The following is a 24519-nucleotide window of genomic DNA, read 5'->3' on the forward strand; positions in this document are numbered from 1 at the left end:
TGATGCCCGACGATGCCCCCGCCCTTGACCTGCTGGCCCTGTTGCCGGAGCAGTGGCGTGCCGTGCTCACCCCGCACCTGGACGCGGCCCGCACCGCCGCGTTGGCCGAGTTCGTCGCCCGGGAATACGCCACGCAGACCGTCTTCCCGCCTCTCGAGGACCTGTTCTCGGCGTACCGGCTCTGCCCGCCGCAGGGCACCCGGGTGCTGATCCTCGGGCAGGACCCGTACCACCGGGCCGGGCAGGCACACGGGTTGAGCTTCAGCGTCCGGGACGGGGTGACAGTGCCCCCGTCGTTGCGCAACGTCTTCAAGGAGTTGGGCGAGGACGTCGGCGTCCCCAAGCCGCGCAGCGGCAACCTCGACGGGTGGGCCGCCCAGGGTGTGCTGCTGCTCAACGCGGTGCTGACCGTCCGCCAGGCCACCCCGGGCTCGCACGCCAACGCCGGCTGGGAGGAGTTCACCGACGCGACCATCCGGGCGCTGGACGCCTCGCCGGACCGGGTGGTCTTCCTGCTCTGGGGTGGTTACGCCCGCAAGAAGGCGGCGCTGGTCACCAATCCGCAGCACGTGGTGCTGGAGGCCGGCCACCCCAGCCCGATGAACCCGCGTGGCTTCCTCGGCAGCCGTCCGTTCAGCGCGGCCAACAAGGCGCTCGCCGACGCCGGCCTGCCCACCATCGACTGGGAGCGCACCGCAGGCTGAGCTGGCACCAGGCCGCGCGCGCTGCCCGCAGGTCGGCCGGCGGTTGGTTCAGCCGCCGCTGGCCGATTGCCGGTCCCGGTAACGGCGTAGCAGATCGGCGGCGCGCGGCTCGGTCAGCTCCAGCTCGACAAGCGGCACCACCTGGTAACTCCGGTCGCCGTGGCGCACCTCGATCGTCTCGGGGAGCTCGTCGCACATCGTGGCCCTGATCTCCCCGTACCGGGTCGACCAGCGGTGTTCGCCGGGCTCCTCGGGCTCCAACCACACCCCGCCGAACTCGCCCCAGCGGGCGTTCCACCGCTGGCTGTAGTTCCTCTCCAGCCAGCGGGTCAACACCTTCGAGTCCTGCCATCGCACGGCGATCTCCAGCGCCTCCACCGGCACCGGCGCGCCCTGCAACAGCGCAGCCGTACTCCCGGTGAGTACCTGGGGTAGATCGCTGAGCCGGTCCAGCAACCGATCCAGGTCCAGCTCGTCGATCCGCTCCGCGATCGGCTGAGCAGCCAGGGCGTCCATCCGGGCGTCAAGGTGCGCGTCCAGCGGCTCCACCCCGACGGTCAGCTGCACATCCATCGCAGCGAGCATCCGTTCCAGCACCGGGATGGTCGGCGCACGCTCGCCACGTTCGATCCTGGCCACCGCAGCCTGGCTGACCCCGGCCAGCGCGGCCAACTGACGCTGGCTCAGCTCGCGCAGGTGTCGTTGCTGCCGCACGGTAGCGCCGAGAAGGGTGACAAGGCGAGTGGATGGCATCCCGGCATGGTGGACCAAGGCCGAATGCCGGCGATACCTCTGCGGCATATTGACGACTCGCCGCTGATCCGGCCGAGGACCGCCCCGGTCGATGACCTGGCGGCGGGCCTCATCCCAGCGAGCGTGATGCCTGTGAGTCATCAAGATGACTCACAGGCATCACGCTCAAAAGGAGATGTGGCGTCGGCCCTCCCGGCCGCTTCGCTCCCCGGCCGCTTCCGCTTCGCTCCCCGGCCGCTTCCGCTTCGCTCCCCGGCCGCTTCCGCTTCGCTCCCCGGCCGCTTCGCCGCCCGGCGGGGCCGCGGGGTGCGGGTGGGCGGGGCGTCCCGAGGACCGTGGCGGGGCGGGGCGTGACCGGGGGCGGTGGCGGGGCGGCTAGGCTGGCTTACCGTGCTCGTACTCGTGGTGGACAGCTCGACCCCCGCGGTGACCGCGGCGCTGGTGGAGGTCTCGGCGGATGGCGTGGCGTCGCGGGCGTACCGGTGCACGGTCGACGCCCGCGCGCACGGCGAACTGCTCGCGCCCCAGGTGGACGCGGTCCTCGCCGATGTCGACGCGCGCCCGCGTGACCTGGCCGCCATCGTTGCCGGGCTCGGCCCGGGGCCGTTCACCGGGTTGCGGGTCGGCCTCGTCACGGCCGCGACGATGGGCCAGGTGCTCGGCATCCCCACGTACGGCGTGTGCTCACTCGACGGCATCGGCTACCCGGCGGCATCCGGTGAGCCGGTGTTGGCCGCCAGCGACGCCCGGCGCAAGGAGCTGTACTGGGCCGTCTACGACGGTGCCGGGGAGCGGATCGTCGGCCCCGAGGTGTCCAGGCCGGCGGTCGCCGCCGCGCGCGCTCGGGAGTTGGGCGCGACGATCGCGGTGGGCGATGGGGCGCACCGGTACGCCGAGGCCCTGGAGCTGCCCGTCCGGGTCGAGCCGCGGTACCCGGACGCCACCGTGCTGGCGCTGCTCGCCGCCGAACGGATCCGAGCGGGTGCCGCCAGTGAGCGGCTCACCCCGCTCTACCTGCGCCGGCCCGACGCGGTGGTGGCGACCGGCCGCAAACCGGTCCTGCCATGACGGCGGTACGACTCGAACCGTTCCGTTGGTGGCACATCGACGACGTGCTACCGATCGAGGCTGACCTCTTCGGCGCCGAGCAGTGGTCGCCGGCCATGTTCTGGAACGAGTTGGCAAACGGGCACCACTACCGGGTCGCCGTCGACGCGGACGGCGCGGTGCTCGGTTACGCCGGGCTCGCCGGTGTGCCGCCGGGTGAGGTGTGGGTCCAGAACATCGCCGTCCGCCGGGACGCCCAGCGGCGCGGTGTGGGCCGCGCCCTGCTGGAGGAACTGCTCGCCGAGGCGGCCCGACGTGACGCCCGCAGCACCCTGTTGGAGGTCGCCGTGGACAACGCCGCAGCCCAGCGGCTCTACGCGACGTACGGGTTCGAGCCGGTCGGGGTGCGGCGCGGCTACTACCAACCGAGCAACACCGACGCGCTGGTGATGCGGCGCGACGCCGAGCCGACCGGGGACGGACCACACCACCATGGCTGACGAACCGCTGATCCTGGGAATCGAGACCTCCTGCGACGAGACCGGCGTCGGCATCGTGCGGGGGCACACCCTGCTGGCCGACGCGCTCGCCTCCAGCGTCGAGGAGCACGCCCGGTTCGGGGGTGTGGTACCCGAGGTGGCCAGTCGGGCACACCTGGAGGCCATCGTGCCGACCATGGACCGGGCCCTGACCGAGGCCGGCGTGACCCTTGCCGACATCGACGCGATCGCGGTCACCTCCGGGCCGGGGCTGGCCGGCGCGCTCCTGGTCGGTGTCGCCGCCGCGAAGGGGTACGCGCTCGCCGCCGAGAAGCCCGTGTACGGCGTGAACCATCTCGCCGCCCACGTCGCGGTGGACACCCTCGAACACGGTCCGCTGCCCGAACCCGCCATCGCGCTGCTGGTGTCCGGCGGACACTCGTCCCTGCTGCTCGTCGACGACCTGGCCCGGGGTGTCACCCCGCTGGGCGCCACCATCGACGACGCGGCCGGCGAGGCGTTCGACAAGGTCGCCCGGCTGCTCGGGCTGCCGTTTCCGGGCGGCCCACCGATCGACCGGGAGGCTCGGGCCGGCGACGCCGCCGCGATCGCGTTCCCGCGCGGCCTGACCGCCGCGAAGGATCTCGCCGCCCACCGGTACGACTTCTCGTTCTCCGGGCTGAAGACGGCGGTGGCCCGGTGGGTCGAGGCGCGCGAGCGGGCCGGCGAGCCGGTGCCGGTGGCCGACGTGTCCGCGTCCTTCCAGGAGGCGGTCTGCGACGTCCTGACCAGCAAGGCGCTCGCCGCCTGCCGCGCGCAGGGCATCGACACGTTGGTGATCGGCGGGGGAGTGGCGGCCAATTCGCGGCTGCGGGCGATGGCCGAGCAGCGAGCCGAGAAGTACGGCATCCAGGTCCGGGTGCCCCGGCCGAAGTTGTGCACCGACAACGGGGCGATGGTGGCGGCGCTCGGGTCGCACCTGGTGGCCGCCGGGGTCGCGCCCAGCCGACTGGATCTGCCGGCCGACTCGGCACTGCCGTTGACCACGGTCAGCGTGTGACGGGAGCGCCGGACATGATCGTACGGATGTGGGAGGCGCGCGCCGAGGCGTACGGCGTCGCCGACCTGATCACCTGGGTGTGCGAGACCGCACTGCCCGAGTTGGAGCACGACCCGCTCCACGTCTCCAGCGAGGTCTTCTCCTCCACCGACCACCGGGTGGTGGTCATCTCCAAGTGGCGCAGTACCCCGCGCCCGCTGCCCGATCCGCCCGCCCTGCTGGTGGCCCGCGCTCCGCACTCCTGGGACTTCACCCAGGTCGACCGCTGACGCGAGCCACCAACGAGCGGTGCTCAGCTGCGGCGCAGCATCCGGTACGTGGCGATTCCGCCGGTGCCCAGCGCGGCGAGGAACACCAGCCAGACGACGGTGCTGCTGACCCCGACCTGCGGGCCGGCGTTCGCGGCGGCGGCAGCCAACAGTCCGTCCTCACCGGGGGCGGGCAGCGCGGCCGGCGGCAGCTCCGGCCAGCGGACCAGCCCGGTGCTCTCCAACATCTGCATGTGGTGCTGGACGAACGTGTTGGCGTCCTCGCAGAGCTTGCGGACGGTGGCGTCCCGGGTGCTGGCCCGGACCGCGCCGATCACCGGGAAGATCTTGCCGTGGGCGACCCGGAGCCGGGTGACGAAGATCTGGTCGAAGCGGGCGCCGGAGGCCTTCTGCATCTCGGCCAGCCAGCCCTTCTGCTCGGCTGTCGGCTCGCTGGGGATGCTCGCGCCCAACTTGTTCGCCGCGTCCACCGTGAGCTGGTCGAGCCGCTGGTGCTCGCTGGCGATGCCGGCGCCGATCTCCCGGACCTTTGCCGACTGGCCCTTCTCGGCGGCCATCTGGCCGGCGGGCATCTCCCACAGCCCGGCCAACCGGACCCCGTTGAGCAGTGTCATGTCGGCGGCGTTGAGCTGCTGACCACCGGCGGGCGCGGCAATGGCCACGCCGGGCAGGACACCGACCGCCGCGACGATCGCGATGAGCAGCAGCGCCGCTCGGTGGGTCCGGTTGCCCAGTCGGCGATGGGCGGATCTCAGCGGTGCCATGTCTGTGGGGCCTCCTCGGTCCGGACCGAAACGCGTCTGGACCGGGCAGCCAGATCCTGCCGGCTGCCCGTCCGACCACTGGTACGGACTGATCACGCGATCAGTTCATCGGAGGGCGAGGCGGATCAGCGGGAAGCGGGTCAGGCGGATCCGCGGGTGACGGCGAGGAAGCCGCCGAGCAGCAGCAGGGTGAGAGCGGCGGCGGCGAAGAGCATCAGCAGCTCCCGACGCCCCTGCCCGACGGGCTCGCTGTCGACTGTCGGGTCGGGCAGGACCGGCAGGTCGCGGGTCAGGGCGGCCAGGTCACCGAGGGTGCGCGCCGTCCACACCGCACCGCAGCGATCGGAGAACTCGTCGAGGGTCAGCCGGCCCGCCGCGGTGTGCCGGTGCAGCTCGGCGACCACCCGGTTGCGGTCGTCGTCGGAAGCGCGCAGCTCGACATCCACGCTGGACAGCGTACGCGGATCAGCCCACGTCGAGGGGATCGGCGAGGAGTCGTTCGAAGGCCAACTCGGCGGCCCCGATCAGGGGGGCGTCCTCGCCCAACTTCGGCGTACGCAACCGGACGTGCTCCAGGCAGGCGGCGAGCGCGTTGGAGTTGAGCCGGCTGCGAACCTGGGCCGCCGACGCGAGGTAGAGGTCGCGCATGGTGCCGCCGAAGATGACCATCTCCGGGTTGAAGACGTTCACCAGGTTGGCCAGCCCGAAGCCGAGCCAGTCACCGGCCTGGCGGACCGCGGTCTGGGCGCGGGCGTCACCGCGGTCGGCGGCGTCGAACACGGCCAGCAGCGCGTCGTGACCTCGGGCGTCGGAGCGTCCCGCGGCACGGAGCAGACCGTGCTCGCCGATCTCGGTCTCCCAGCAGCCCCGGGAGCCACACTCACAGGGCCTGCCGTCGAGGACCACCTTCATGTGGCCGACCTCGCCGCCGTACCCACCGTGCCCGGTCAGCCGCCGGCCACCGGCGATGATGCCGGCGCCCACGCCGACGTCGCCGTACAGATAGAGGACGTTGTCGCAGCCGGCCGCCACCCCGCGCGCGTGCTCGGCGAACGCCGCGACGTCCGCCACGTTGCCCACCGTGACCGGCACCTCGATGCCCAGCTCGGCGGCGAGCGCCGCGCCGATCGGCTCGTCCACCCAGCCGGTGGTCGGGCCGAGCCGCACCAGGCCGTCGTTGCGGCGGACCATGCCGCAGACCGCGACGCCGGCACCGACGCAGATCGCGTCGCGCGGCACCGTCTGCTGCATCTCCTTGAGCGCGCCGGCCAGCAGCGGCGCGGCCTCCGCGGCCAGCAGGCCGCGGGGCCGGTCCAGCTCCCGGCGGTCCAGGACCGCGCCACCCAGCCCGATCCGGGCCGCGCGCAACCGGTCCACCTCCACGGAGTACGCGTACGCGTACACCCGGGCCGACGCGGGCCGGACGACAAGTGACGGTCGGCCGGCCCGGCCGGTTTCCTTTGGCGCTCCCTCGCTGACCAGTCCCACTGCGGACAGGTCGGCGGTGAGCGCGCCGATGGTGCTGCGGTTGAGGCCCAGCGTGGTGGTCAGTTCGGCGCGCGTCGTCGGCCCGTGGACGTGTACGTGTCGCAGCAGGGCACCGAGGTTCTGCCGTCGCACGTCGTCCTGACTCGGTCCTGGGCGCATCGTGGTGCTACCTCCCGCGCGGTCAGCGGGTGCCGGTGGCTGCCGCGCGGCGGCGGGAGAGCGCGTCGACACTGGCGGCGAGGAGCAGCACGACGCCGGTCACCACGTACTTGACTCCCGCGCTGTAACCCATCAGGCCCATTCCGTTTTCGATGACCGCGACCACCGCGCCGCCGAGTACGGCGTCGAGGACACGGCCCTTGCCACCGAAGAGGCTGGTGCCTCCGATCACCGCCGCGCCGACCGCGTAGAGCAGTACGTTACTGCCCCCGGTGTTCGGGTCGACGGAGTTGGCCCGGCTGGCCGCCACGATGCCACCGATGGCGGCCATGGAGGAGCAGATCACGAAGACCGAGATCCGGATCCGGTCGACGCCGATACCGGCCCTGCGAGCCGCTTCCCGGTTGCCGCCCACGGCGTAGATGTGCCGGCCGTAGCTGGTGCGTTGCAGCACGAAGGTCCAGATGACCAGCAGCACCGCGATGATCGGCACCACGATCGGCACACCCTTGAGCGAGACGATCAGCACGTTGCGGCTGCGCTCGAGGTTGAGGACGTACATCGCCGTGCCGAGGATGACGGCGAGCCCGCCGATCCGCAACGCGACCACCGCGATCGGGTCGGTGGTCAGACCACGGGCCGCGCGGTTGCGGTAACGCAGCAGTTGCACCGCCGCGTAGCCGACGACCGCGAGAGCGGTGAGCGCCCAGCCCAGCGCGGGAGCGAGGTTACGGTTGGCGATGGCGACCAGCACCTCGTCGCGGACGGAGATGTTGGTGCCCTCCTGCACGAGCAGCAGCACGACGCCCTGGAAGGCGAGGAAGCCGGCGAGAGTGACCACGAAGGACGGAATGCCGATCTTCGCGACCAGCAACCCGAGCGTGGTGCCGATGACCACGCCGGTGGCGACCGCGGCGAGCACGGCGACCCACCAGGGGTAGCCGAGCACGGTGACCACGTTGGCCAGTACCGCCGCGCAGACGCCGCTGGCGAAGCCGGCGGAGAGGTCGATCTCGCCGAGCAGCAGTACGAAGACCAGGCCCATCGCGATGAGCGTGACCGCCGCGCCCTGGGTGAAGAGGTTGGCGAAGTTGCCGGCCGACAGGAACGACGACGGCCGCATGATCGCGAAGACGGTGCAGAGCACGATCAGGCCGAGCACGGCCGGTAGTGCGCCGACGTCGCCACCGCGTACCCGACTCAGGTAGTTGCGGACGTGGCCCCCGACGGTCGGCGGCGGTGTGACGGCCGCGGGGCCGTCCTTCCGCACGGCGGTGGTGGTCATCGGGCGCCTCCTGAGATCGAGTCGGCCGGCTGCGGGCCGTCGCCGTTGCTGCCCGGGTCGGTGGCGAGGCCGAGCCCGCCCGAGCGCCCGGCGGTGATCAGCTCGACCACCTGGGCATGCGTGATGTCGGTGGTCTTCACCTGGGCGACCATCTGGCCGAGGTACAGCGCGGCGATCCGGTCGGAGACGGCGAAGACGTCGTTCATGTTGTGCGAGATGAGCACCACGGCCAGGCCGTTGTCGGCGAGGCGGCGGACCAGTTCGAGCACCTGGGCGGTCTGTGCCACGCCCAGTGCGGCGGTCGGCTCGTCCAGGATGACCAGCTTGCTGTTCCACAGCACCGCCTTGGCGATGGCCACGGTCTGGCGCTGGCCGCCGGAGAGGCTCGACACGTGCTGGCGCAGTGAGGTGACGGTGCGGATGGAGAGCCCGGCCAGGGTTTCGGCGGCGAGCTGTTCCATCGTCGGCTCGTCCAGGACGATGCCGCTGCGCCGCTCGCGGCCGAGGAACATGTTCTGCACGATGTCCAGGTTGTCGCAGAGCGCGAGGTCCTGGTAGACGACCTCGATGCCGAGCGTGGCGGCGTCGCGGGGGCTGCCGATGTGCACCGGTTCACCGTTGAACAGGAACTCACCGGCGTCGGTGGGGTGGATGCCGCTGATGCACTTCACCAGGGTTGACTTGCCGGCGCCGTTGTCGCCGACCAGAGCTGTCACTTCACCCGGGTGGACGGTCAGGGCGACGTCGCGGAGCACCTGGACGGGACCGAAGCTCTTGTCGATCCCGCGGAGTTCCAGCAGGGGGGTCGCGGACACGGGGGTCTCCTTAGGGGAGGGTCGGGGCCCGTCCGGCGGGCGCCGCCCGGCACGGGAGGGTGCTCCCGTGCCGGGCGGCGATTGTCGTCCCGGCGGGTACTGCGGCGTCCGTCAGCTGATGCCGGCGTCGGCGCAGAGCGCGGCGTACGTCCCGGTGCAGAGCTGCTCCTTGGTCACGTAGCCGTCGGCGACGACGTCCTTGACGTTGTCCTTGTAGATGGCCTTCGGGGTGAGCAGCACCGAGGGGACGTCCCGGTCACCGTCCTTCACCGACTGGCCGGTGTCCTTCTTCTCGCCCTTGGCCAGTGCGATGGCCAGGTCCGCGGCGGCCTTGGCCTCTTCCCGGACGGCCTTGTAGACGGTCATGCACTGGTCACCGGCGAGGATGTTCTGCAGGCCCTCGACGCTGGCGTCCTGGCCGGTCACCGGCACCTTGCCGTTGATCTTGTTCTTCTTCAGGATCGAGATGGCGGCGTTGCCGAGAGTGTCGTTGGCGGCCAGCACGCCGTCGATCTTGCCCTTGGTCGCGGTGAGCTGCTGCTCGAAGATGGTCGCGGCGGTGGGGCCGTCCCAGCCCGGCACGGCGTCGTCCGGGCCCTTGGTGTATTCCTTCGAGTCGAACTTCGGCTTGAGCACCGAGTCGTAGCCGGCCTTGAACAGGGTGGCGTTGTTGTCGGTGGGGGAGCCGTTCAGGTACGCCACGACCGGGTTCTTGGCACCCTTGTCGGTCAGGCACTTCGCCAGGCCCTCGCCCTGGAGCTTGCCGACGGTCTCGTTGTCGAAGCTGACGTAGTACTGGGCGGAGCCGCCGAGGGTGAGCCGGTCGTAGTCGATGGTGGCGACGCCCTGCGACTTGGCCTTGTCGAGCACGGCCTTGCCGGTGCCGGAGTCTAGGTTGACGATCATGAGGGCGGTGACGCCACTGGTGATCATCTGGTCGGCGATGGTCTGGAAGGCGGCCTTGTCGTTCTGGGCGTTTTGAATGTCGTACTGGACGCCGGCGGTCTTGAACGCCTCTTCCAGGAATCGACGGTCCGCAGTCTCCCACCGTGGCGAGGACTTGCTGTCCGGGAGGATCACGCCGATCTTGGGAGTCTTTGCGGAGGCGGCCTTGTCGCCGGAGTCGTCGCCACAGGCGGTCAAGCCGCCGGTCGTGAGCAGGCCCACGGCGGCGATGGTGAGGATCCCCTTACGCATGTGCAGGGTCCTTTCGGGGGTGGGGGAGGTGTTGTTTTTGTTGTGTCCGGCAACGTATTGCGCGTCACACCGCCTCCACAAGACCGCGCAGGTACCCAGTTTGTTGGCAGCGATAACAATTCAGCAACGCGACTGTTACTCCACGGGTATCCCACGGTGGAGTCGACGTAACGAGAGTCGTCAGCGGGTCTGCAACGGCGCGGTGCGGGCGTCGGTGAGCGCCACCAGATCCGGCGCGGCCAGTTCGAGTTGCAGGCCGCGCCGACCAGCCGAGACGTAGATCGTCGGAAGGTCCAACGCGGATTCGTCGAGCACGGTGGGCAGTCGCTTGCGCTGCCCGAGCGGACTGATCCCACCGCGTACGTAGCCGGTGGCCCGCTCGGCGACCGCCCGGTCGGCAAGCGCCGCCCGCTTGCCACCGACCGCCGCCGCGAGCGCCTTCAGATCCAACTCGCCGGTGACCGGTACGACCGCCACGGTGAGCGCGCCGTCGACCTCGGTCACCAACGACTTGAAGACCCGCTCCGGTGCCACGCCCAGCGCCGCCGCCACCAGCGCACCGTAGTTGGGGGCGTCCGGCGACACCCGGTACGGGTGCGTGCGATGCGCGACCCCGCGCCTGACCAACAGTGCCGTCGCCGGCGTGCCCTGTCCTGCCACACCGGCGACGCTAGTCCACCGGCCGACCGATCAGCACGGTCGGCGCCCCGGCGACCCGGGTGAGTACCAGGCTCGCCGCGACGTCGCCGGTCAGCCGCAGATCCCGCCGGAGTTGCTCCGGGGTGAGCGCCGAACCCCGCTTGAGGATCTCCACCCGACCCACCCGGCGCTCGCGTAGCAGTGCCCGCAGCCGCTTGAGCGAGAACGGCAGCACGTCGGTGATCTCCAGGCAGCGCGCGTACGGGGTGCGGGTCGGGCGGTCGGCGTAGAGGTAGGCGATGCTCGGGTCGCCGAGGGTGGCATCCAGTTCGCCGGCCAGTTCGGCGACGAGGTGCGCGCGGACCACCGCCGGGTCCGGGTCGTACAGGAAGCGCCGGGGCGGCCCGACCGGCGCCTCGTCGGCACCCGAGCCGGTCAGCTGGTGGCGGCGAGCCTCGACGCCCTGCTGCCGGTAGAGCGTGGCGCGGCGGGGCACCTCCGCCAGCTCACCGCACCAGAGCGCGGCCTCGACCAGGTCGCCGTCCACGCCGACCCACTCCGCCTCCGCCCCGGCCGGGATGAGCGCGTGGTCCAGCCCCGGCGCCACCTTGACCACGGTGCGCGGCACCCGCTCGGCCAGCCCGGTCACGAAATCCCAGGGTGGCGAGTAGGCGCGCGGGTCGAAGATCCGTCGTCCGGTGCCGCTGGTGCGGCGGGCCGGGTCGCAGAAGACCCCGTCGACGCGGGAGACGTCGAACGCGGTGGCGTCACCGCACTCGACGGTGAACAGGTCATCCAGCCCGGCCGCCGCGGCGTTGGCGGCGGCCATCGCGGCGGTCACCGGGTCGGCCTCCACGCCGTACACCCGGATGCCGGCGCGGGCGGCGGCCAGCGCGTCCGCGCCGAGGCCGCAGCCCAGGTCGGCCAGGGTGCGGACGCCGGCCGCGTGCAGCCGTGCGGCCCGGCGATCGGCGACCACCCGGCGGGTGGCCTGCTCCAGCCCGGGGCGGGTGAGGAACATCCCGGCGGCGTCCGGACCGAACTTGCCGACCGCCCGGTGACGCAGCTCGGCCTGGGTGAGCGCCGCCGCGGCCAGCGTCGGCGGCACCCCGGCCGCGCGCAGGGCCGACGCCGCGGCCAGCGGATCACCGCCGGCCAGCCCGGCCGCCGCCGTGAGCGCGGCCGACCCCTCGGGGGTACGCAGCGCCGCCAGCTGATCGAGATCCACCCCGTCATTGTCCGGGTGGACCCGGAAATCGGGCTGGCGGGGCGCGACTCGCTGGCACTCTCCTTGACGGAGTGCTAGCCACGGAATAACCTGCGATTAGCACTCTCACCCTGAGGGTGCCAGCTTCCGGGTCTCACGACCCGGGTGCGCACGCCAGGCGGACCGGCACCCGCGACGACGGCCCCGCCCGGTGGCATGAGGCAGATTGACGCTGGTTGGCCCCGCCGACCAGCAACGAAACCAGTACCCCAGGAGGGTATGCCCGTGACTACCGCGACCAAGGTTGCGATCAAGCCGCTCGAGGACCGCATCGTGGTCCAGGCGAACGAGGCTGAGACCACCACGGCGTCGGGCATCGTGATCCCCGACACCGCCAAGGAGAAGCCGCAGGAGGGCACTGTCCTCGCTGTGGGTCCGGGGCGCGTCGACGACAACGGCAACCGGGTTCCGGTTGACGTGCAGGTCGGCGACACCGTCCTCTACTCGAAGTACGGCGGCACCGAGGTCAAGTACGCCGGCGAGGAGTACCTGGTGCTCTCCGCCCGCGACGTCCTCGCGGTCATCGAGAAGTAAGCAACCGATCAGTGCCACTGCCCCGGTCCGGCTCGCCGGGCCGGGGCAATGGCGCTTCGAAGGGACATTTATGGCGAAGATCCTGAGCTTCTCGGACGACGCCCGGCACCTGCTGGAGCACGGTGTCAACGCCCTCGCGGACGCGGTCAAGGTCACCCTCGGCCCGCGCGGGCGCAACGTCGTCCTGGACAAGAAATTCGGTGCGCCGACGATCACCAACGATGGTGTGACCATCGCCAAGGAGATCGAGCTCACCAACCCGTACGAGAACCTTGGCGCGCAGCTCGTCAAGGAGGTGGCGACCAAGACCAACGACGTCGCCGGTGACGGCACCACCACCGCGACCGTGCTCGCCCAGGCGATGGTTCGCGAGGGTCTGCGCAACGTGACCGCCGGCACCAACCCGGCCGGCCTCAAGCGGGGCATCGACGCGGCGGCCACCAAGGTCTCCGAGGCGCTGCTCGGCCGTGCCGCAGAGGTCACCAGCAAGGAGTCGATCGCGAACGTGGCGACGATCTCCGCGCAGGACGCCACGATCGGCGACCTGATCGCCGAGGCGATGGAGCGGGTCGGCCGCGACGGTGTCATCACCGTCGAGGAAGGCTCCATGCTCACCACCGAGCTGGACGTGACCGAGGGTCTCCAGTTCGACAAGGGCTTCATCTCGCCGAACTTCGTCACCGACCTGGAGAGCCAGGAGTCCGTCCTCGAGGACGCGTACATCCTGGTCACCACCCAGAAGATCTCGGCGATCGAGGAGCTTCTGCCGCTGCTGGAGAAGGTCCTGCAGAACAGCAAGCCCCTGCTGATCATCGCCGAGGACGTGGACGGCCAGGCGCTCTCCACCCTGGTGGTCAACTCGCTGCGCAAGACCCTCAAGGTCTGCGCGGTCAAGGCCCCGGGCTTCGGTGACCGGCGCAAGGCGATGCTCCAGGACATCGCGATCTCCACGGGCGCCGAGCTGGTCGCCCCGGAGCTGGGCTACAAGATCGACCAGGTCGGCCTGGAGGTGCTCGGCACCGCCCGGCGCGTCGTGGTCGACAAGGAGAACACCACGATCGTCGACGGCGGTGGCCAGAAGGCCGACGTCGCCGACCGGGTCTCCCAGATCCGCAAGGAGATCGAGGCCTCCGACTCCGACTGGGACCGGGAGAAGCTGGCCGAGCGGCTGGCCAAGCTCTCCGGTGGCATCGCCGTCATCAAGGCTGGCGCCGCCACCGAGGTCGAGATGAAGGAGCGCAAGCACCGCATCGAGGACGCCATCGCGGCGACCAAGGCTGCGGTCGAGGAGGGCACCGTGCCCGGCGGCGGCGCCGCCCTGGTGCAGATCCGCTCGGTCCTCGACGACGACCTGGGCTTCACCGGTGACGAGAAGGTCGGTGTCTCGGTCGTGCGCAAGGCGCTCGTCGAGCCGCTGCGCTGGATCGCCCAGAACGCCGGTCACGACGGTTACGTCGTGACGCAGAAGGTCGCCGACCTGGACTGGGGCAACGGCCTCGACGCCGCCAAGGGCGAGTACGTCGACCTGGTCAAGGCCGGCATCATCGACCCGGTGAAGGTGACCCGCAACGCGGTCACCAACGCCGCCTCGATCGCCGGTCTGCTGCTCACCACGGAGAGCCTCGTGGTGGAGAAGCCGGAGCAGGCCGAGCCGGCCGCCGGCGGCGGCCACGGCCACGGTCACGGCCACCAGCACGGCCCGGGCTTCTGACCCGGTAGCGACACCTGTCGCGGGGCGCACCGTCGTACGGCGGTGCGCCCCGTTCGTCTGCTCAGGTCATTACCGAACGCTGACGTTGCTGGCTACCGGGCCGGATGATCACGCACACTGGGCCGATGAGCACCACGTCGCGGCGTTACGCCGCGCTGGCCGGAGTAACCGCCGCCGCCGTCGCGATCGGAATCGCCGAACCGGTGGCAGTGCTGACCGGCCCCCGGTCGGCGCCCCTGGTCGCGGTCGGCGGGGTGGTCGTCGACGCCGTCCCCGAGTCGCTGAAGCAACTCGCCATCGACCTCTTCGGCACCGCTGACAAGATCGCACTGCTGGTCGGCACCGGCCTGCTGCTCGCAGCGTTCGCCGCACTGTTCGGCATGCTGGCGATCCGGCGACTGGCATTCGGACTTGCCGGCATCGCCGCGTTCGGTGTCATCGGCGTGGCCGCCGCCGTGACCCGCTCCGGTGCCGACGCGGCCGATGCGCTGCCGTCGCTTGTCGGTGCCGGGCTCGGCGCCCTGGTGCTCTGGTTGTTCATCGCCGGCCCGTTCGAGCTGGACCCCTGGCCCTGGTCACCACCCACACCGACCGTGCCGCCTGCCGCGCCGGTGTCGCCCGCCGCGCCGGTGCCTCCGGGCGGGCAATCCGTATCGGCGAAGGAGCCGGTCGGGCCTGCCGACGTGGACCCGGACTCGCGGCGACGGTTCCTCGCCGGGAGCGGGGCGCTGCTCGGCACGGCCGTGGTGGCCGGTCTCGGTGGGCGCTGGCTTGCCGGGCGGCGCGGGGTGTCCGCCGCCCGGGAGGCGATCCGACTGCCCGCGCCCGTGGCCCCCGCACCGGCCGTGCCGGCCGGCGCGGACCTCGCACTGACACAACTCGCGCCGTACGTCACCTCGAACTTCGAGTTCTACCGGATCGACACCGCACTGGTGGTGCCCCAGGTGGATCCGGACACCTGGCGGCTGCGTATCCACGGGCGGGTCGGCACCGAGCGGACCTACAGCTACGCGGATCTGCTGGCCCGTCCACTGGTCGAGCGGTACGTCACGCTGGCCTGCGTCTCCAACGAGGTGGGCGGGGACCTGATCGGCAACGCCCGCTGGCTCGGCGTACCCCTTCGGGAGTTGCTGGACGAGGTCGACCCGGACGACGATGCCGACCAGGTCGTCGGCCGGTCGGTCGACGGCTGGACCTGCGGCACCCCCACCGCCGCCTTGCGCGACGGGCGGGACGCGCTGTTGGCGGTCGGCATGAACGGTGAGCCACTGCCGGTCGAGCACGGCTTCCCGGTCCGGATGGTGGTGCCCGGCCTCTACGGTTACGTGTCAGCCTGCAAATGGGTGACCGAGCTGGAACTGACCCGGTTCGCCGACTTCGACGCGTACTGGGTGCCGCGCGGCTGGTCCGCCCAGGGGCCGATCAAGACCCAGTCGCGGATCGACGCGCCCCGGAGTCGTAACCGGCTGACCACCGGCCCGATCACCGTCGCCGGTGTGGCCTGGGCGCAGCACCGGGGCATCAGCCGAGTCGAGGTACGCGTCGACGGCGGCGACTGGCAGCAGGCGGAGTTGGCCCCGACGGTGTCGGTGGACACCTGGGTGCAGTGGTCCTGGCGTTGGGACGCCACGCCGGGCGAGCACCGGCTCCAGGTCCGTGCGACGGACGCGACAGGCGAAACCCAGACCGAGCGTACGCAGGGCGTCGTCCCGGACGGCGCCACCGGCTGGCACACCGTCACCGTCAACGTCCGCTGACCGGCCGTCGCGGCAACCGTCCACGATCCGTGACCGGCGTACGCAGCCTGCCGTATCCCCGATGACGCCACCGGGCGGACGCGGACCGGACCGTGTCGGGACAGGGTGAAGCCATGACTGTTACCGCACGAACGTTCACCATCGCCGGCCTCGTCGTGGGTGCCACGGGCATCGGCGTGCTGTGGGCGGCCGGGGTCGATTTCCCCATCGCCGTACCGCCCGGGATGATCATCCTGTTGGCCGGTGCCCTGTTCGTCGCGCTCGCGCCCTGGCGCTGGTCACCTGTGGTGGGCGCGCTGTTGGGTCTGTTCGTGGCCGTCGGGTTCCTGATCAGCCCGACCGGGGTGGACAACCTGCTCGGGCGACACGGGGCCGACGTGGCGACCGGACAGGCGATCCAACTGGTCGGGGTGCTGACCGCGCTCGTCGCCGGGGCGCTCGCCACCCGCGCCGCCCGTCGGGTGCCGCAGCGTCACCGGTCCGAGCGGCTCGGGGTCCCTCGCTGAGGTCATCGGTGCGGAGATCCCTGGGCGGGGCATCGTGGGCGGGTCGACGACCTTCGGCGGCCCCGTTGCCTCCTCCCTGCCGGCGCCCTGCCGGCGGCGAGATCTTGGACAGTTTTCGTTCGCGCGTAACGGAAACTGTCCAAGATCTCCGAGTATCCGCCCTCTGGCGGGCAGTCGCGCACCGGGCAGCGCGTCGCGTCGTGACCCCCACACGCCGGCCAGACCCAGAAACGCCGCTGGCCGGCACCCGGGTTGCGGGTGCCGGCCAGCGGTCAGTGTCATGCGGTGGTGCGGTGGTGTCAGCTGTTCCAGTGCTGGGCGACGAGGTCGGTGGCCTGCTGCTCCCACTGGGCGTAGGCGTCGGGATAGGCGGAGACCTGGACGGTCTGCGCGGCCTCGGTCAGCGGCATGTCCTGCCACCCGTCGACCTGCTTGAGGCCCTTGAGGAACGCCGTCGTCGAGTAGGCCGGGTCGGTGATCTGCTCCGGCGTACCCCAACCACTGGACGGGCGCTGCTGGAACAGGCCCAGCGAGTCGTGGTCGTTCATGTCACCCAGGTGGCCCAGGTTGTCCAGCTTCGACTCCTGCAGGCTCGTCGCGATCGAGATCACCGCAGCCCGCTCGGGCAGGCCGGCCTTCTTCGTGGCGGCGATGATCGCCTTGACGTTGGCGGTCTTCTCCTCGTTGAGGTCGATGTGCGACTGCTCGCCCTGCGGCTTCGGCGCGGTCGTCTGCACGGCCGCCGCGACGGGCTTGCCCTCAACCGGGGTGGCGGCGTGGGCGGCGATCGGACCGGCGAACACACCACCGGCGAACGCCAGACCAGCAACGGACAGGACACTCTTACGCATGATCGTGTTCATGGGGGTAGCTCCTTCGGGGGTAGGACACCCCGCCCGCCAACGGGGGACAGGCGGCAGGGTGTGAGCACCTCGTCCGGCGCTGCACGTTCACAAGGGGGAAACTCTTGGGGAGTTCGGCGACGGCGGGCCGGGGTGGCTCCGTGGCACCGGGTCGGCAGCCTGCGAGCGGAGGCTCGTGGCGCCGGGTCCAGATGTAACGACCGGGGGGCCAGGGTCATTCCGGGGGCGGCCCATCCATCGGCACCCACGTGGAGGCGGTGCCTGCGGTCGCTCGTGGGAACTGTAACGACCGGGCTCGGGTCGGCATTCCAACCTTCGGTACCGGCATCCCAACCTCGTAGGTCAAGCGCGGGGCAGGTCGTGCTGCGATCGTCAGGGTGTGTAACGACCCCGGCCGGGCCATGATTCCGGCCCACGGGTGCGACCGGTCACCGGACAAACCTCGCATGTCACGCAGAGGCTACCGACGCGTGAGCGCCGAGAACCCCAGAACGGACAATCACCCCAGGTTCCCATCGCCGCTTGCCTCTCGGGTCGCCCAGTCGGCTTGATCCACTCGACATCATTGACCTCGGGGTGTCCGGCTGAGCGGGATGCCCCGATGTCCTTGACCCCGAGTCGATCACGACGGTGTTGGCGTCGAACGCGACGTGGCCGGCGGTCGATCAGCACGGTGCCGGCGGTCGATCACGACGGTGCCGGCGGTCGATCACGACGGCGGTGGCAGTGGCGGCTGACCCGTCGACACGAAACCGCGCCCCCGGGGCGGAGGCGCGGTTCGGGATCGTGTGAGGTCAGGCGACGTGGCGTTGGGCCGGGACCGTCGACTTGTGTGGGCGACCCAGGCGGGCCTCCAGTCGGGCGACGTCGACCCGGGCGTGCCGGCGGTCGGCCAGGTCCTCCCAACCGACGGCGAGCAGTCGGAGTCGTTCGGACTCGCTGAAACCGCCCCAGACGCCGTAGGGCTCGCGGACTGACAGGGCGTGCGCGGCGCACTCGGCCCGGACCGGGCAGGCGCGGCAGACTGCCTTGGCGGAGGACTCGCGCCGCAGTCGGGAGGAGCCTCGCTCGCCGTCGGGGTGGAAGAACTGGGCACTGTCCCGGCCCCGGCAGGCACCGAGTCGCTGCCAGTCCCAGAGATCGACGATGGGTCCGGGCAGTCTACGTACGTTCGACATCAGCACCCCTCCTCCCGCGCGGCTCCGCGAGAATCCATATGGCCGGCATCCGGGCGGCGGGCCGCGCAGGCGCACCGTTCCCGGCCTGGCCCTCCCGGTACCCGGACTCTCGCCGACTCACACGTCTGTGATCGAAAACGTCCTAGAAATTGCGGCTTTTGCCCTAACTGTCGGAAAAGTTCGAAGGATTGCGGGGAACCCCCTCCCCAGCCGACCCCGTCATGGTCTGCTCGTTGGCGGAGAGGAGACCACAGTGCGTACCGTTCTTGTGTGCGTTCGGACACCACTCGCGGCCCAGCACCTTACTTCTGCTGCCGCGCGGCTGGGGTTGTCCGCGATCGTTCGTACCGCCGTCTCTGATCCTGAGGTGATGCTGCGGCTCGCCGAGCGACCGGCTGACGTGGTGCTGGCTGATACGGCCCTGACCCGGCCGGACAGCGCCGGCTTCGTCCGCCGGGTGCTGGCCCGCGCGCCGCAGGCCGCGGTGCTGTTGCTCGGCACCGAGGAGTCCGAGGCCGCGGCGGCCACCATCAGCGCCGGTGCCCGGGGTCTCATCCAGAATGTCGACCACGACCTGACCAGCGCGGTGGCGAAGGCGCTGCTGCTGCTCACCGCCCCCGGACGGGCGTCACGCCAGCGGATCACCGATCCCGCCCGGGACGCCGCGGCAGTGGGTGGTTCGGGCCGCTCGGGGCCGTCACCGCGTGGCTCCGGCGATCCCGGCTGGGCGGCCACGCCCGGCGAGGGGCAGGCGGGTGTGCCGTCGGTGCCGGTGCAGCGGGGTGACGACGAGGCCGAGTCGGCGACCGGCGAGTCGTCGGCGGATCAGGCCGATCCGGCCCGGCCCGCCCCGAACGCCCGGCCCAGCCGGGCGTCGATCGGGCTGACCGAGCGCGAGCTTCAGGTGCTGCTCGGCATGGCCGAGGGCAAGAGCAACGCGGAGATCGGTCGGGAGTTGTTCGTGTCGGAGGACACCGTCAAGACGCACGCCCGCCGGTTGTTCCGCAAGCTTGGCGCTCGGGACCGGGCACACGCGGTGGCAGCGGGCTTCCGGGCCGGCCTGGTCGCCTGAGGCGGGCCGCCGTCACTCGGTGACGGTCGGAGTGCCCGGCTCGTCCTCGGTGCCCTCGGTCAGGGTGTCGTGCACCCCGTCGGCGTACCCCCGGGCGTAGTCCCAGGTCACGTAGTGGTCCGGGTCGGGGTCGTAGGCGGGCTCGTGCACCCGGGGCCGACCGGAGTTGAGCAGGTGCCGAAGGTTGCCGCGGAGCAGGTCCCAGTCGAAGTAGTGCGGCTCCCGGCAGTCCTCGCATTCGATCACCAGCCCGCGGACCCCGATCGGGGCCAGCAGAGCCTGGTAGATCTCCAGGTCGGCGAGGTCTTCCAGCACATCCTGCCGCTCGACGTCGGTCAGCGGATCCGGCGTCGCGTCGTCGCCCGGATCATCCAGGCCCGCGGTCGGATCGGCCGGGTCGCCGTTGAACGGGTCGATGGGCTCGTCGTGCACCCCCTCACCGTAGACCCAACGCGGCGCGAACGTCCGCCCCCCGGCCTTGCACCGGGCCGGCCTGCCACGGACGGGTCGCCCAGCTCACTGGGTACGATGAGGCGACGTGCCGGCACCGTGGCGTGCTCCGGTGCCCGCACGCGCCACCTCGCTGAAGCCCATTCGAGCAGCTCAGGGGAGCAATCGTGGAAAATTCGCCCAGCACCGACTTTGCGGCCGGCGCCGAGTACGCCGACCTGGGCGGCCACCTGCCCGAGCTGCCGGCCGGCTCTGCCCGGGTGGTACCGCTCGGTCTCACCTTCGATGACGTGCTGTTGCAGCCGGGCGAGTCGGACGTCGCCCCCAGCGAGGTGGACACCCGCACCCGGCTGACCCGGGAGATCGAGATCGCCATCCCGCTGGTCTCCAGCGCGATGGACACGGTCACCGAGGCGCGGATGGCGATCGCGATGGCCCGTAACGGCGGCATCGGCGTCCTGCACCGCAACCTCTCGATGGAGGACCAGGCCCAGCAGGTCGACCTGGTGAAGCGTTCGGAGTCGGGCATGATCACCAATCCGGTGACCTGCTCGCCGGAGGACACGGTGCGCGACGTGGACCGGCTCTGTGCGAAGTTCCGGATCTCCGGCCTGCCGGTCACCGACGCCGGCGGCGCACTGGTGGGAATCATCACCAACCGGGACATGCGGTTCGTCTCTGATCCGTCCACCCCGGTCCACGAGGTCATGACCAAGACGCCGTTGATCACCGCGCCGGTCGGGGTCACCAAGGCCGACGCGCTCGACCTGCTGCGCAAGCACAAGGTCGAGAAGCTGCCGCTGATCGACGAGGGCGGCCGGTTGCGCGGTCTGATCACCGTCAAGGACTTCACCAAGAGCGAGCAGTTCCCGCTGGCGACGAAGGACTCCTCGGGCCGGCTGCGGGTCGCCGCCGCGATCGGCTTCGGTGAGGAGTCGTACAAGCGGGCTCGGACCCTCGTCGACGCCGGGGTGGACGTGGTCGTGGTGGACGTGGCGCACGGCCACAGTCGGGCCATCGTCGAGATGATCCAGCGCCTCAAGCGGGAGACCGACGTCCAGGTGATCGGTGGCAACTCGGCCACCTACGCCGGTGCCCGCGCGTTGGCCGAGGCCGGCGCGGACGCCGTCAAGGTCGGGGTCGGCCCGGGGTCGATCTGCACCACCCGGGTCGTCGCCGGGGTCGGTGTACCGCAGATCACCGCGATCATGGAGGCGGCCCGTGCCTGCCGGCCGCTGGGTGTGCCGGTGATCGGCGACGGTGGCATGCAGTATTCCGGTGACATCGCCAAGGCCCTCGTGGCCGGCGCCGACTCGGTGATGCTCGGCAGCCTGCTCGCGGGCTGCGAGGAGAGCCCCGGCGAGCTGATCTTCATCAACGGCAAGCAGTACAAGTCCTACCGGGGGATGGGCTCGCTCGGTGCCATGCAGAGCCGGGGTGTGCAGAAGTCCTACTCCAAGGACCGCTACTTCCAGGACGACGTGATCTCCGACGAGAAGCTGATCCCGGAGGGGATCGAGGGGCAGGTCCCCTACCGTGGCCCGCTCGCCACCGTCGCCCACCAGCTTGTCGGTGGCCTGCGGCAGGGCATGTTCTACAGTGGCGCCCCGACCATCCCCGAGCTGCACCGGCGTGGCCAGCTGATCCGGATCACCGCGGCCGGGCTGAAGGAGAGCCACCCGCACGACGTGCAGATGACCGTCGAGGCGCCCAACTACCACTCCCGCTGACCCATCACCCCCAACCACCTGGAGTCCCCCATGCGTGACGTGGTCGAGATCGGGCTGGGCAAGACCGCGCAGCGCGGCTACCACCTGGACGACATCGCCATCGTGCCGAGCCGGCGTACCCGGGACGTCGACGACGTGTCGACCTCCTGGCAGCTCGACGCGTACCCGTTCGGCATCCCGTGCGTCGGCCACCCCTCCGACGCCACCATGAGCCCGGCCTCGGCGGTCCGGCTCGGTCAGCTCGGCGGTCTCGGCGTGCTCAACGTCGAGGGCCTGTGGACCCGTTACGAGAACCCGACGAAGGTGCTCGACGAGCTGGCCAGCCTCGACGAGGAGGCCCGCGCCACCAAGCGGCTCCAGGAGGTGTACGCCGAGCCGATCCGTCCGGACCTGATCGCCGAACGGGTGCGCGAGCTGCGTGCCGGTGGCGGCACGGTGGCGGTACGGGTCTCTCCGCAGCACACCCTGGCGCTGGCCCCGGTGATCCTGGACGCCGGGGTGGACATCCTGGTCATCCAGGGCACCATCGTCTCGGCCGAGCACGTGTCGACCACCGACGAGCCGTTGAACCTCAAGGAGTTCATCGCCGACCTCGACCTGCCGGTGATCGTCGGCGGCTGCACGGACTACAAGACGGCGCTGCACCTGATGCGTACCGGTGCGGCCGGTGTGATCGTGGGCATCGGTGGCGACGAGTGGTCGACGACCGAGTCGGTGCTGGGCATCCGGGTGCCGATGGCCTCCGCGATTGCCGACGCCGCGGCGGCCCGTCGCGACTATCTCGACGAGACCGGCGGCCGGTACGTGCACCTGATCGCCGACGGTGACATCCAGACGTCGGGTGACATCGCCAAGGCGCTCGGCTGCGGCGCGGACGCGGTGATGCTCGGTGAGCCGCTGTCGCTCTGCGACGAGGCGCCCGCCGGTGGCGCCTGGTGGCACTCGGCGGCGAGCCACCCGTCGCTGCCCCGGGGCGCGTTCGAGGTGGCCGGTGAGCCGCTCGGGTCGATGGAGGAGCTGCTCTTCGGGCCGGCGGACGAGGCGGACGGCCAGCTCAACCTGTTCGGTGGGCTGCGTCGGGCGATGGCCAAGTGCGGTTACCGCGACCTGAAGGAGTTCCAGAAGGTCGGCCTGGTCCTGGACCGCTGATTTTTCACAGACGCTGGAAGGCCGGCCCCGCGCGAGGCGGGGTCGGCCTTCGTCGCGCTACGCCCCGAATCCAACAAAAGGCCGATACCGGTCGCACGGTCGGCGCCGCTGGCTACGCTCGTCCTGACCCGGGGATCCCGCGCGGGAGGAGTCAGCATGGTCCGGAGCGGACGGACGCCCGCCGGCACCCGGCTGCTCGCCGCGCTGGCCTGCGTCGTCGGGCTGGTGTTGGCCGGGTGTACGGGCGAGCACCGCGACGGGTTCCGGCCCGGTGCGGCCGACGCCGGTGACCCGTACGTGCCGGGGCGCGGTAACGGCGGCTACGACGTCAGCCACTACGGCCTGGACGTCCGCTACGACCCGTCGACCGACCGGCTGACCGGTCGAGCCGTCATCACCGCCACGGCCACGCAGGACCTGTCCCGGTTCAACCTGGACCTGGCCGGCCTCGCCGTCGACGCCGTCCGGGTGGGCGACGCGCGGGCCGACCACCGCCGCGACGACGGCGAGTTGGTGATCACCCCACGTGCCGGTCTCCCGCGTGGCCAGCAGTTCACCGTGACCGTCGACTACGCGGGCGTGCCCACCGCCGCTGTGGACGGATCGTTGGGCAGCGGCGGCTTCCTGCACACCGCCGACGGCGCGATCGCGCTCGGCCAACCCGACTCCGCCGCCACCTGGTTCCCGGTCAACGACCACCCGTCGGACAAGGCCCGCTACGACCTGGCGGTGACCGTGCCGGACGGCCTGGCGGCGCTGAGCAACGGAGTGCCCGGGCCGAAGAGCAGCGCCGACGGCTGGACCACCTGGCACTGGTCGGAGCGCACCCCGATGGCCAGCTACCTGACCACGCTGGTGATCGGCGACTACCGGGTGGTGACCGGCACGCACGCCGGCCGACCGATGGTCACCGCGGTGGCGGCGAGCCTGCCATCGGCCGGCGGCGCGGCCACCTCACTGGCCCGCACCGGCGCGATCGCCGACTTCCTGGCCAGCCGCTTCGGCCCGTATCCGTTCGACTCGTACGGTGGGATCGTCGTCGCCGACGACCGGGTCGGGTACGCGCTGGAAACCCAGTCCCGCCCGGTCTACGGTCCCGCGTTCTTCACCGACGACCGGCCCAACCCGAGCGTCGTGGCGCACGAGCTGGCGCACCAGTGGTTCGGCGACAGCGTGTCGGTGGGCAGGTGGAGCGACATCTGGCTGAACGAGGGCTTCGCCAGCTACGCCGAGTGGCTGTGGGAGGAACACGACGGCGGCCGGACCGCGCAACGCAACTTCGAGCTCCAGTACGCGACCACCGACTGGTCGCAGCCGTCGGTCGAGCCGGGCCGGGAGCGGATGTTCGGTACGGCCGTCTACAAGCGCGGGGCGTTGGCCGTGCACGCGTTGCGTCGGACTGTCGGTGACGAGGTGTTCTTCCGGATCCTGCGGACCTGGACCACCGAGCGGGCGGCGGCCAACGCGACCACCGCGGACCTCGTCGCGCTGGCCGAGCGGGTGGCGGGTCGGCAGCTCCGACCGCTCTTGGACGCCTGGTTGGTGGGTGGCTCAGCGCCCACACTGCCGTGACGGCGCCGTGCTGCCCTGTCGATATGCTGCCGTCCGGGGCGGCGGGGACAAGCCCGTGCGCGGGGAGCGGC

Annotated in this window: 25 protein-coding genes; 13 read left to right on the forward strand and 12 right to left on the reverse strand. The window is 71.3% G+C overall.

Annotated features, from left to right (window positions below; translation table 11 throughout):
• The first annotated feature begins 2 nt into the window (after positions 1 to 2).
• Positions 3 to 704: a uracil-DNA glycosylase gene (locus tag AB0O48_RS08680; RefSeq protein ID WP_141911135.1), complete on the forward strand. Its 702-nt coding sequence runs from the start codon at positions 3 to 5 to the stop codon at positions 702 to 704.
• A gap of 48 nt (positions 705 to 752) precedes the next feature.
• Here the strand turns inward: AB0O48_RS08680 and AB0O48_RS08685 are convergent, their stop codons facing one another.
• Positions 753 to 1457, reverse strand: coding sequence for a helix-turn-helix transcriptional regulator (locus AB0O48_RS08685; protein ID WP_357253481.1), 705 nt, complete (start codon positions 1455 to 1457; stop codon positions 753 to 755).
• 390 nt (positions 1458 to 1847) lie between these two features.
• Between AB0O48_RS08685 and tsaB the strand changes: the two genes are divergently transcribed.
• The 4 genes from tsaB to AB0O48_RS08705 are packed head-to-tail and all read left to right on the forward strand — an operon-like array spanning position 1848 to position 4312.
• Complete coding sequence (gene tsaB, locus AB0O48_RS08690) at positions 1848 to 2525, forward strand: tRNA (adenosine(37)-N6)-threonylcarbamoyltransferase complex dimerization subunit type 1 TsaB (RefSeq protein WP_357570924.1); 678 nt, start codon at positions 1848 to 1850, stop codon at positions 2523 to 2525.
• Positions 2522 to 3004: a ribosomal protein S18-alanine N-acetyltransferase gene (gene rimI / locus AB0O48_RS08695; RefSeq protein ID WP_357253478.1), complete on the forward strand. Its 483-nt coding sequence runs from the start codon at positions 2522 to 2524 to the stop codon at positions 3002 to 3004. The genes tsaB and rimI overlap by 4 nt, the downstream gene beginning before the upstream one ends.
• Positions 2997 to 4043, forward strand: coding sequence for a tRNA (adenosine(37)-N6)-threonylcarbamoyltransferase complex transferase subunit TsaD (gene tsaD, locus AB0O48_RS08700; protein ID WP_357253476.1), 1047 nt, complete (start codon positions 2997 to 2999; stop codon positions 4041 to 4043). Before rimI ends, tsaD begins: the two co-directional genes overlap by 8 nt.
• A gap of 14 nt (positions 4044 to 4057) precedes the next feature.
• Positions 4058 to 4312: a hypothetical protein gene (locus AB0O48_RS08705; protein WP_357253474.1), complete on the forward strand. Its 255-nt coding sequence runs from the start codon at positions 4058 to 4060 to the stop codon at positions 4310 to 4312.
• A 23-nt stretch (positions 4313 to 4335) separates the two neighbouring features.
• Here AB0O48_RS08705 and AB0O48_RS08710 read toward each other — a convergent pair whose 3' ends face one another.
• The 8 genes from AB0O48_RS08710 to AB0O48_RS08745 all read right to left on the reverse strand — a co-directional run bounded on the left by AB0O48_RS08710 (position 4336) and on the right by AB0O48_RS08745 (position 11887).
• Positions 4336 to 5076 (reverse strand): DUF4142 domain-containing protein, encoded by a 741-nt coding sequence (locus AB0O48_RS08710; protein ID WP_357253472.1) that lies wholly within the window; start codon positions 5074 to 5076, stop codon positions 4336 to 4338.
• A 140-nt stretch (positions 5077 to 5216) separates the two neighbouring features.
• Positions 5217 to 5522: a DUF1707 domain-containing protein gene (locus tag AB0O48_RS08715; RefSeq protein WP_357253471.1), complete on the reverse strand. Its 306-nt coding sequence runs from the start codon at positions 5520 to 5522 to the stop codon at positions 5217 to 5219.
• Between the two features lie 19 nt (positions 5523 to 5541).
• A complete protein-coding gene (locus tag AB0O48_RS08720; RefSeq protein ID WP_357253469.1) occupies positions 5542 to 6723 on the reverse strand; it encodes an ROK family protein in 1182 nt (393 codons plus the stop codon).
• Between the two features lie 22 nt (positions 6724 to 6745).
• Positions 6746 to 8008 carry an ABC transporter permease gene (locus AB0O48_RS08725; RefSeq protein ID WP_357253467.1) on the reverse strand — a complete coding sequence of 421 codons (1263 nt, stop codon included), beginning with the start codon at positions 8006 to 8008 and terminating at the stop codon, positions 6746 to 6748.
• Positions 8005 to 8823 carry an ATP-binding cassette domain-containing protein gene (locus AB0O48_RS08730; RefSeq protein WP_357112382.1) on the reverse strand — a complete coding sequence of 273 codons (819 nt, stop codon included), beginning with the start codon at positions 8821 to 8823 and terminating at the stop codon, positions 8005 to 8007. Before AB0O48_RS08730 ends, AB0O48_RS08725 begins: the two co-directional genes overlap by 4 nt.
• A 111-nt stretch (positions 8824 to 8934) precedes the next feature.
• Positions 8935 to 10020 carry a substrate-binding domain-containing protein gene (locus AB0O48_RS08735; protein ID WP_357253464.1) on the reverse strand — a complete coding sequence of 362 codons (1086 nt, stop codon included), beginning with the start codon at positions 10018 to 10020 and terminating at the stop codon, positions 8935 to 8937.
• A gap of 180 nt (positions 10021 to 10200) precedes the next feature.
• Complete coding sequence (gene ybaK, locus AB0O48_RS08740; protein WP_357253462.1) at positions 10201 to 10680, reverse strand: Cys-tRNA(Pro) deacylase; 480 nt, start codon at positions 10678 to 10680, stop codon at positions 10201 to 10203.
• 10 nt (positions 10681 to 10690) lie between these two features.
• Entirely contained in the window at positions 10691 to 11887 is a 1197-nt protein-coding gene (locus tag AB0O48_RS08745; protein WP_357570926.1) for a methyltransferase domain-containing protein, read from the reverse strand.
• A gap of 258 nt (positions 11888 to 12145) precedes the next feature.
• Here AB0O48_RS08745 and groES point away from each other — a divergent pair, with 258 nt between their 5' ends.
• The 4 genes from groES (at position 12146) to AB0O48_RS08765 (ending at position 16434) form a co-directional block, all read left to right on the forward strand.
• Entirely contained in the window at positions 12146 to 12460 is a 315-nt protein-coding gene (gene groES / locus AB0O48_RS08750; protein ID WP_030330046.1) for a co-chaperone GroES, read from the forward strand.
• 70 nt (positions 12461 to 12530) lie between these two features.
• Positions 12531 to 14171 carry a chaperonin GroEL gene (gene groL / locus AB0O48_RS08755; RefSeq protein WP_357253458.1) on the forward strand — a complete coding sequence of 547 codons (1641 nt, stop codon included), beginning with the start codon at positions 12531 to 12533 and terminating at the stop codon, positions 14169 to 14171.
• Positions 14172 to 14296: 125 nt separating this feature from the next.
• Positions 14297 to 15928 (forward strand): molybdopterin-dependent oxidoreductase, encoded by a 1632-nt coding sequence (locus AB0O48_RS08760; RefSeq protein WP_357253456.1) that lies wholly within the window; start codon positions 14297 to 14299, stop codon positions 15926 to 15928.
• Between the two features lie 113 nt (positions 15929 to 16041).
• Positions 16042 to 16434: a hypothetical protein gene (locus tag AB0O48_RS08765; RefSeq protein ID WP_357253454.1), complete on the forward strand. Its 393-nt coding sequence runs from the start codon at positions 16042 to 16044 to the stop codon at positions 16432 to 16434.
• A gap of 299 nt (positions 16435 to 16733) precedes the next feature.
• On the opposite strand, the gene AB0O48_RS08770 is transcribed toward AB0O48_RS08765, so the two are convergent.
• Entirely contained in the window at positions 16734 to 17297 is a 564-nt protein-coding gene (locus AB0O48_RS08770; protein ID WP_365064108.1) for a hypothetical protein, read from the reverse strand.
• Between the two features lie 794 nt (positions 17298 to 18091).
• Complete coding sequence (locus AB0O48_RS08775) at positions 18092 to 18475, reverse strand: WhiB family transcriptional regulator (RefSeq protein WP_357247129.1); 384 nt, start codon at positions 18473 to 18475, stop codon at positions 18092 to 18094.
• A gap of 253 nt (positions 18476 to 18728) precedes the next feature.
• Here AB0O48_RS08775 and AB0O48_RS08780 point away from each other — a divergent pair, with 253 nt between their 5' ends.
• Complete coding sequence (locus tag AB0O48_RS08780; protein WP_357247126.1) at positions 18729 to 19547, forward strand: response regulator transcription factor; 819 nt, start codon at positions 18729 to 18731, stop codon at positions 19545 to 19547.
• A 12-nt stretch (positions 19548 to 19559) separates the two neighbouring features.
• Here the strand turns inward: AB0O48_RS08780 and AB0O48_RS08785 are convergent, their stop codons facing one another.
• Positions 19560 to 19979: a DUF5319 domain-containing protein gene (locus AB0O48_RS08785; protein ID WP_355032437.1), complete on the reverse strand. Its 420-nt coding sequence runs from the start codon at positions 19977 to 19979 to the stop codon at positions 19560 to 19562.
• Between the two features lie 185 nt (positions 19980 to 20164).
• Here AB0O48_RS08785 and guaB point away from each other — a divergent pair, with 185 nt between their 5' ends.
• The 3 genes from guaB (at position 20165) to AB0O48_RS08800 (ending at position 24448) form a co-directional block, all read left to right on the forward strand.
• On the forward strand, positions 20165 to 21727 hold the full coding sequence (gene guaB, locus AB0O48_RS08790; RefSeq protein WP_357247120.1) for an IMP dehydrogenase: 1563 nt from the start codon (positions 20165 to 20167) through the stop codon (positions 21725 to 21727).
• Positions 21728 to 21757: 30 nt separating this feature from the next.
• On the forward strand, positions 21758 to 22876 hold the full coding sequence (locus AB0O48_RS08795) for a GuaB3 family IMP dehydrogenase-related protein (RefSeq protein ID WP_357247117.1): 1119 nt from the start codon (positions 21758 to 21760) through the stop codon (positions 22874 to 22876).
• Between the two features lie 156 nt (positions 22877 to 23032).
• A complete protein-coding gene (locus AB0O48_RS08800) occupies positions 23033 to 24448 on the forward strand; it encodes a M1 family metallopeptidase (protein ID WP_357570929.1) in 1416 nt (471 codons plus the stop codon).
• The last annotated feature ends 71 nt before the right edge of the window (positions 24449 to 24519 follow it).

It is taken from the genome of Micromonospora sp. NPDC085948 (assembly GCF_040686315.1).
Lineage (GTDB): Bacteria > Actinomycetota > Actinomycetes > Mycobacteriales > Micromonosporaceae > Micromonospora.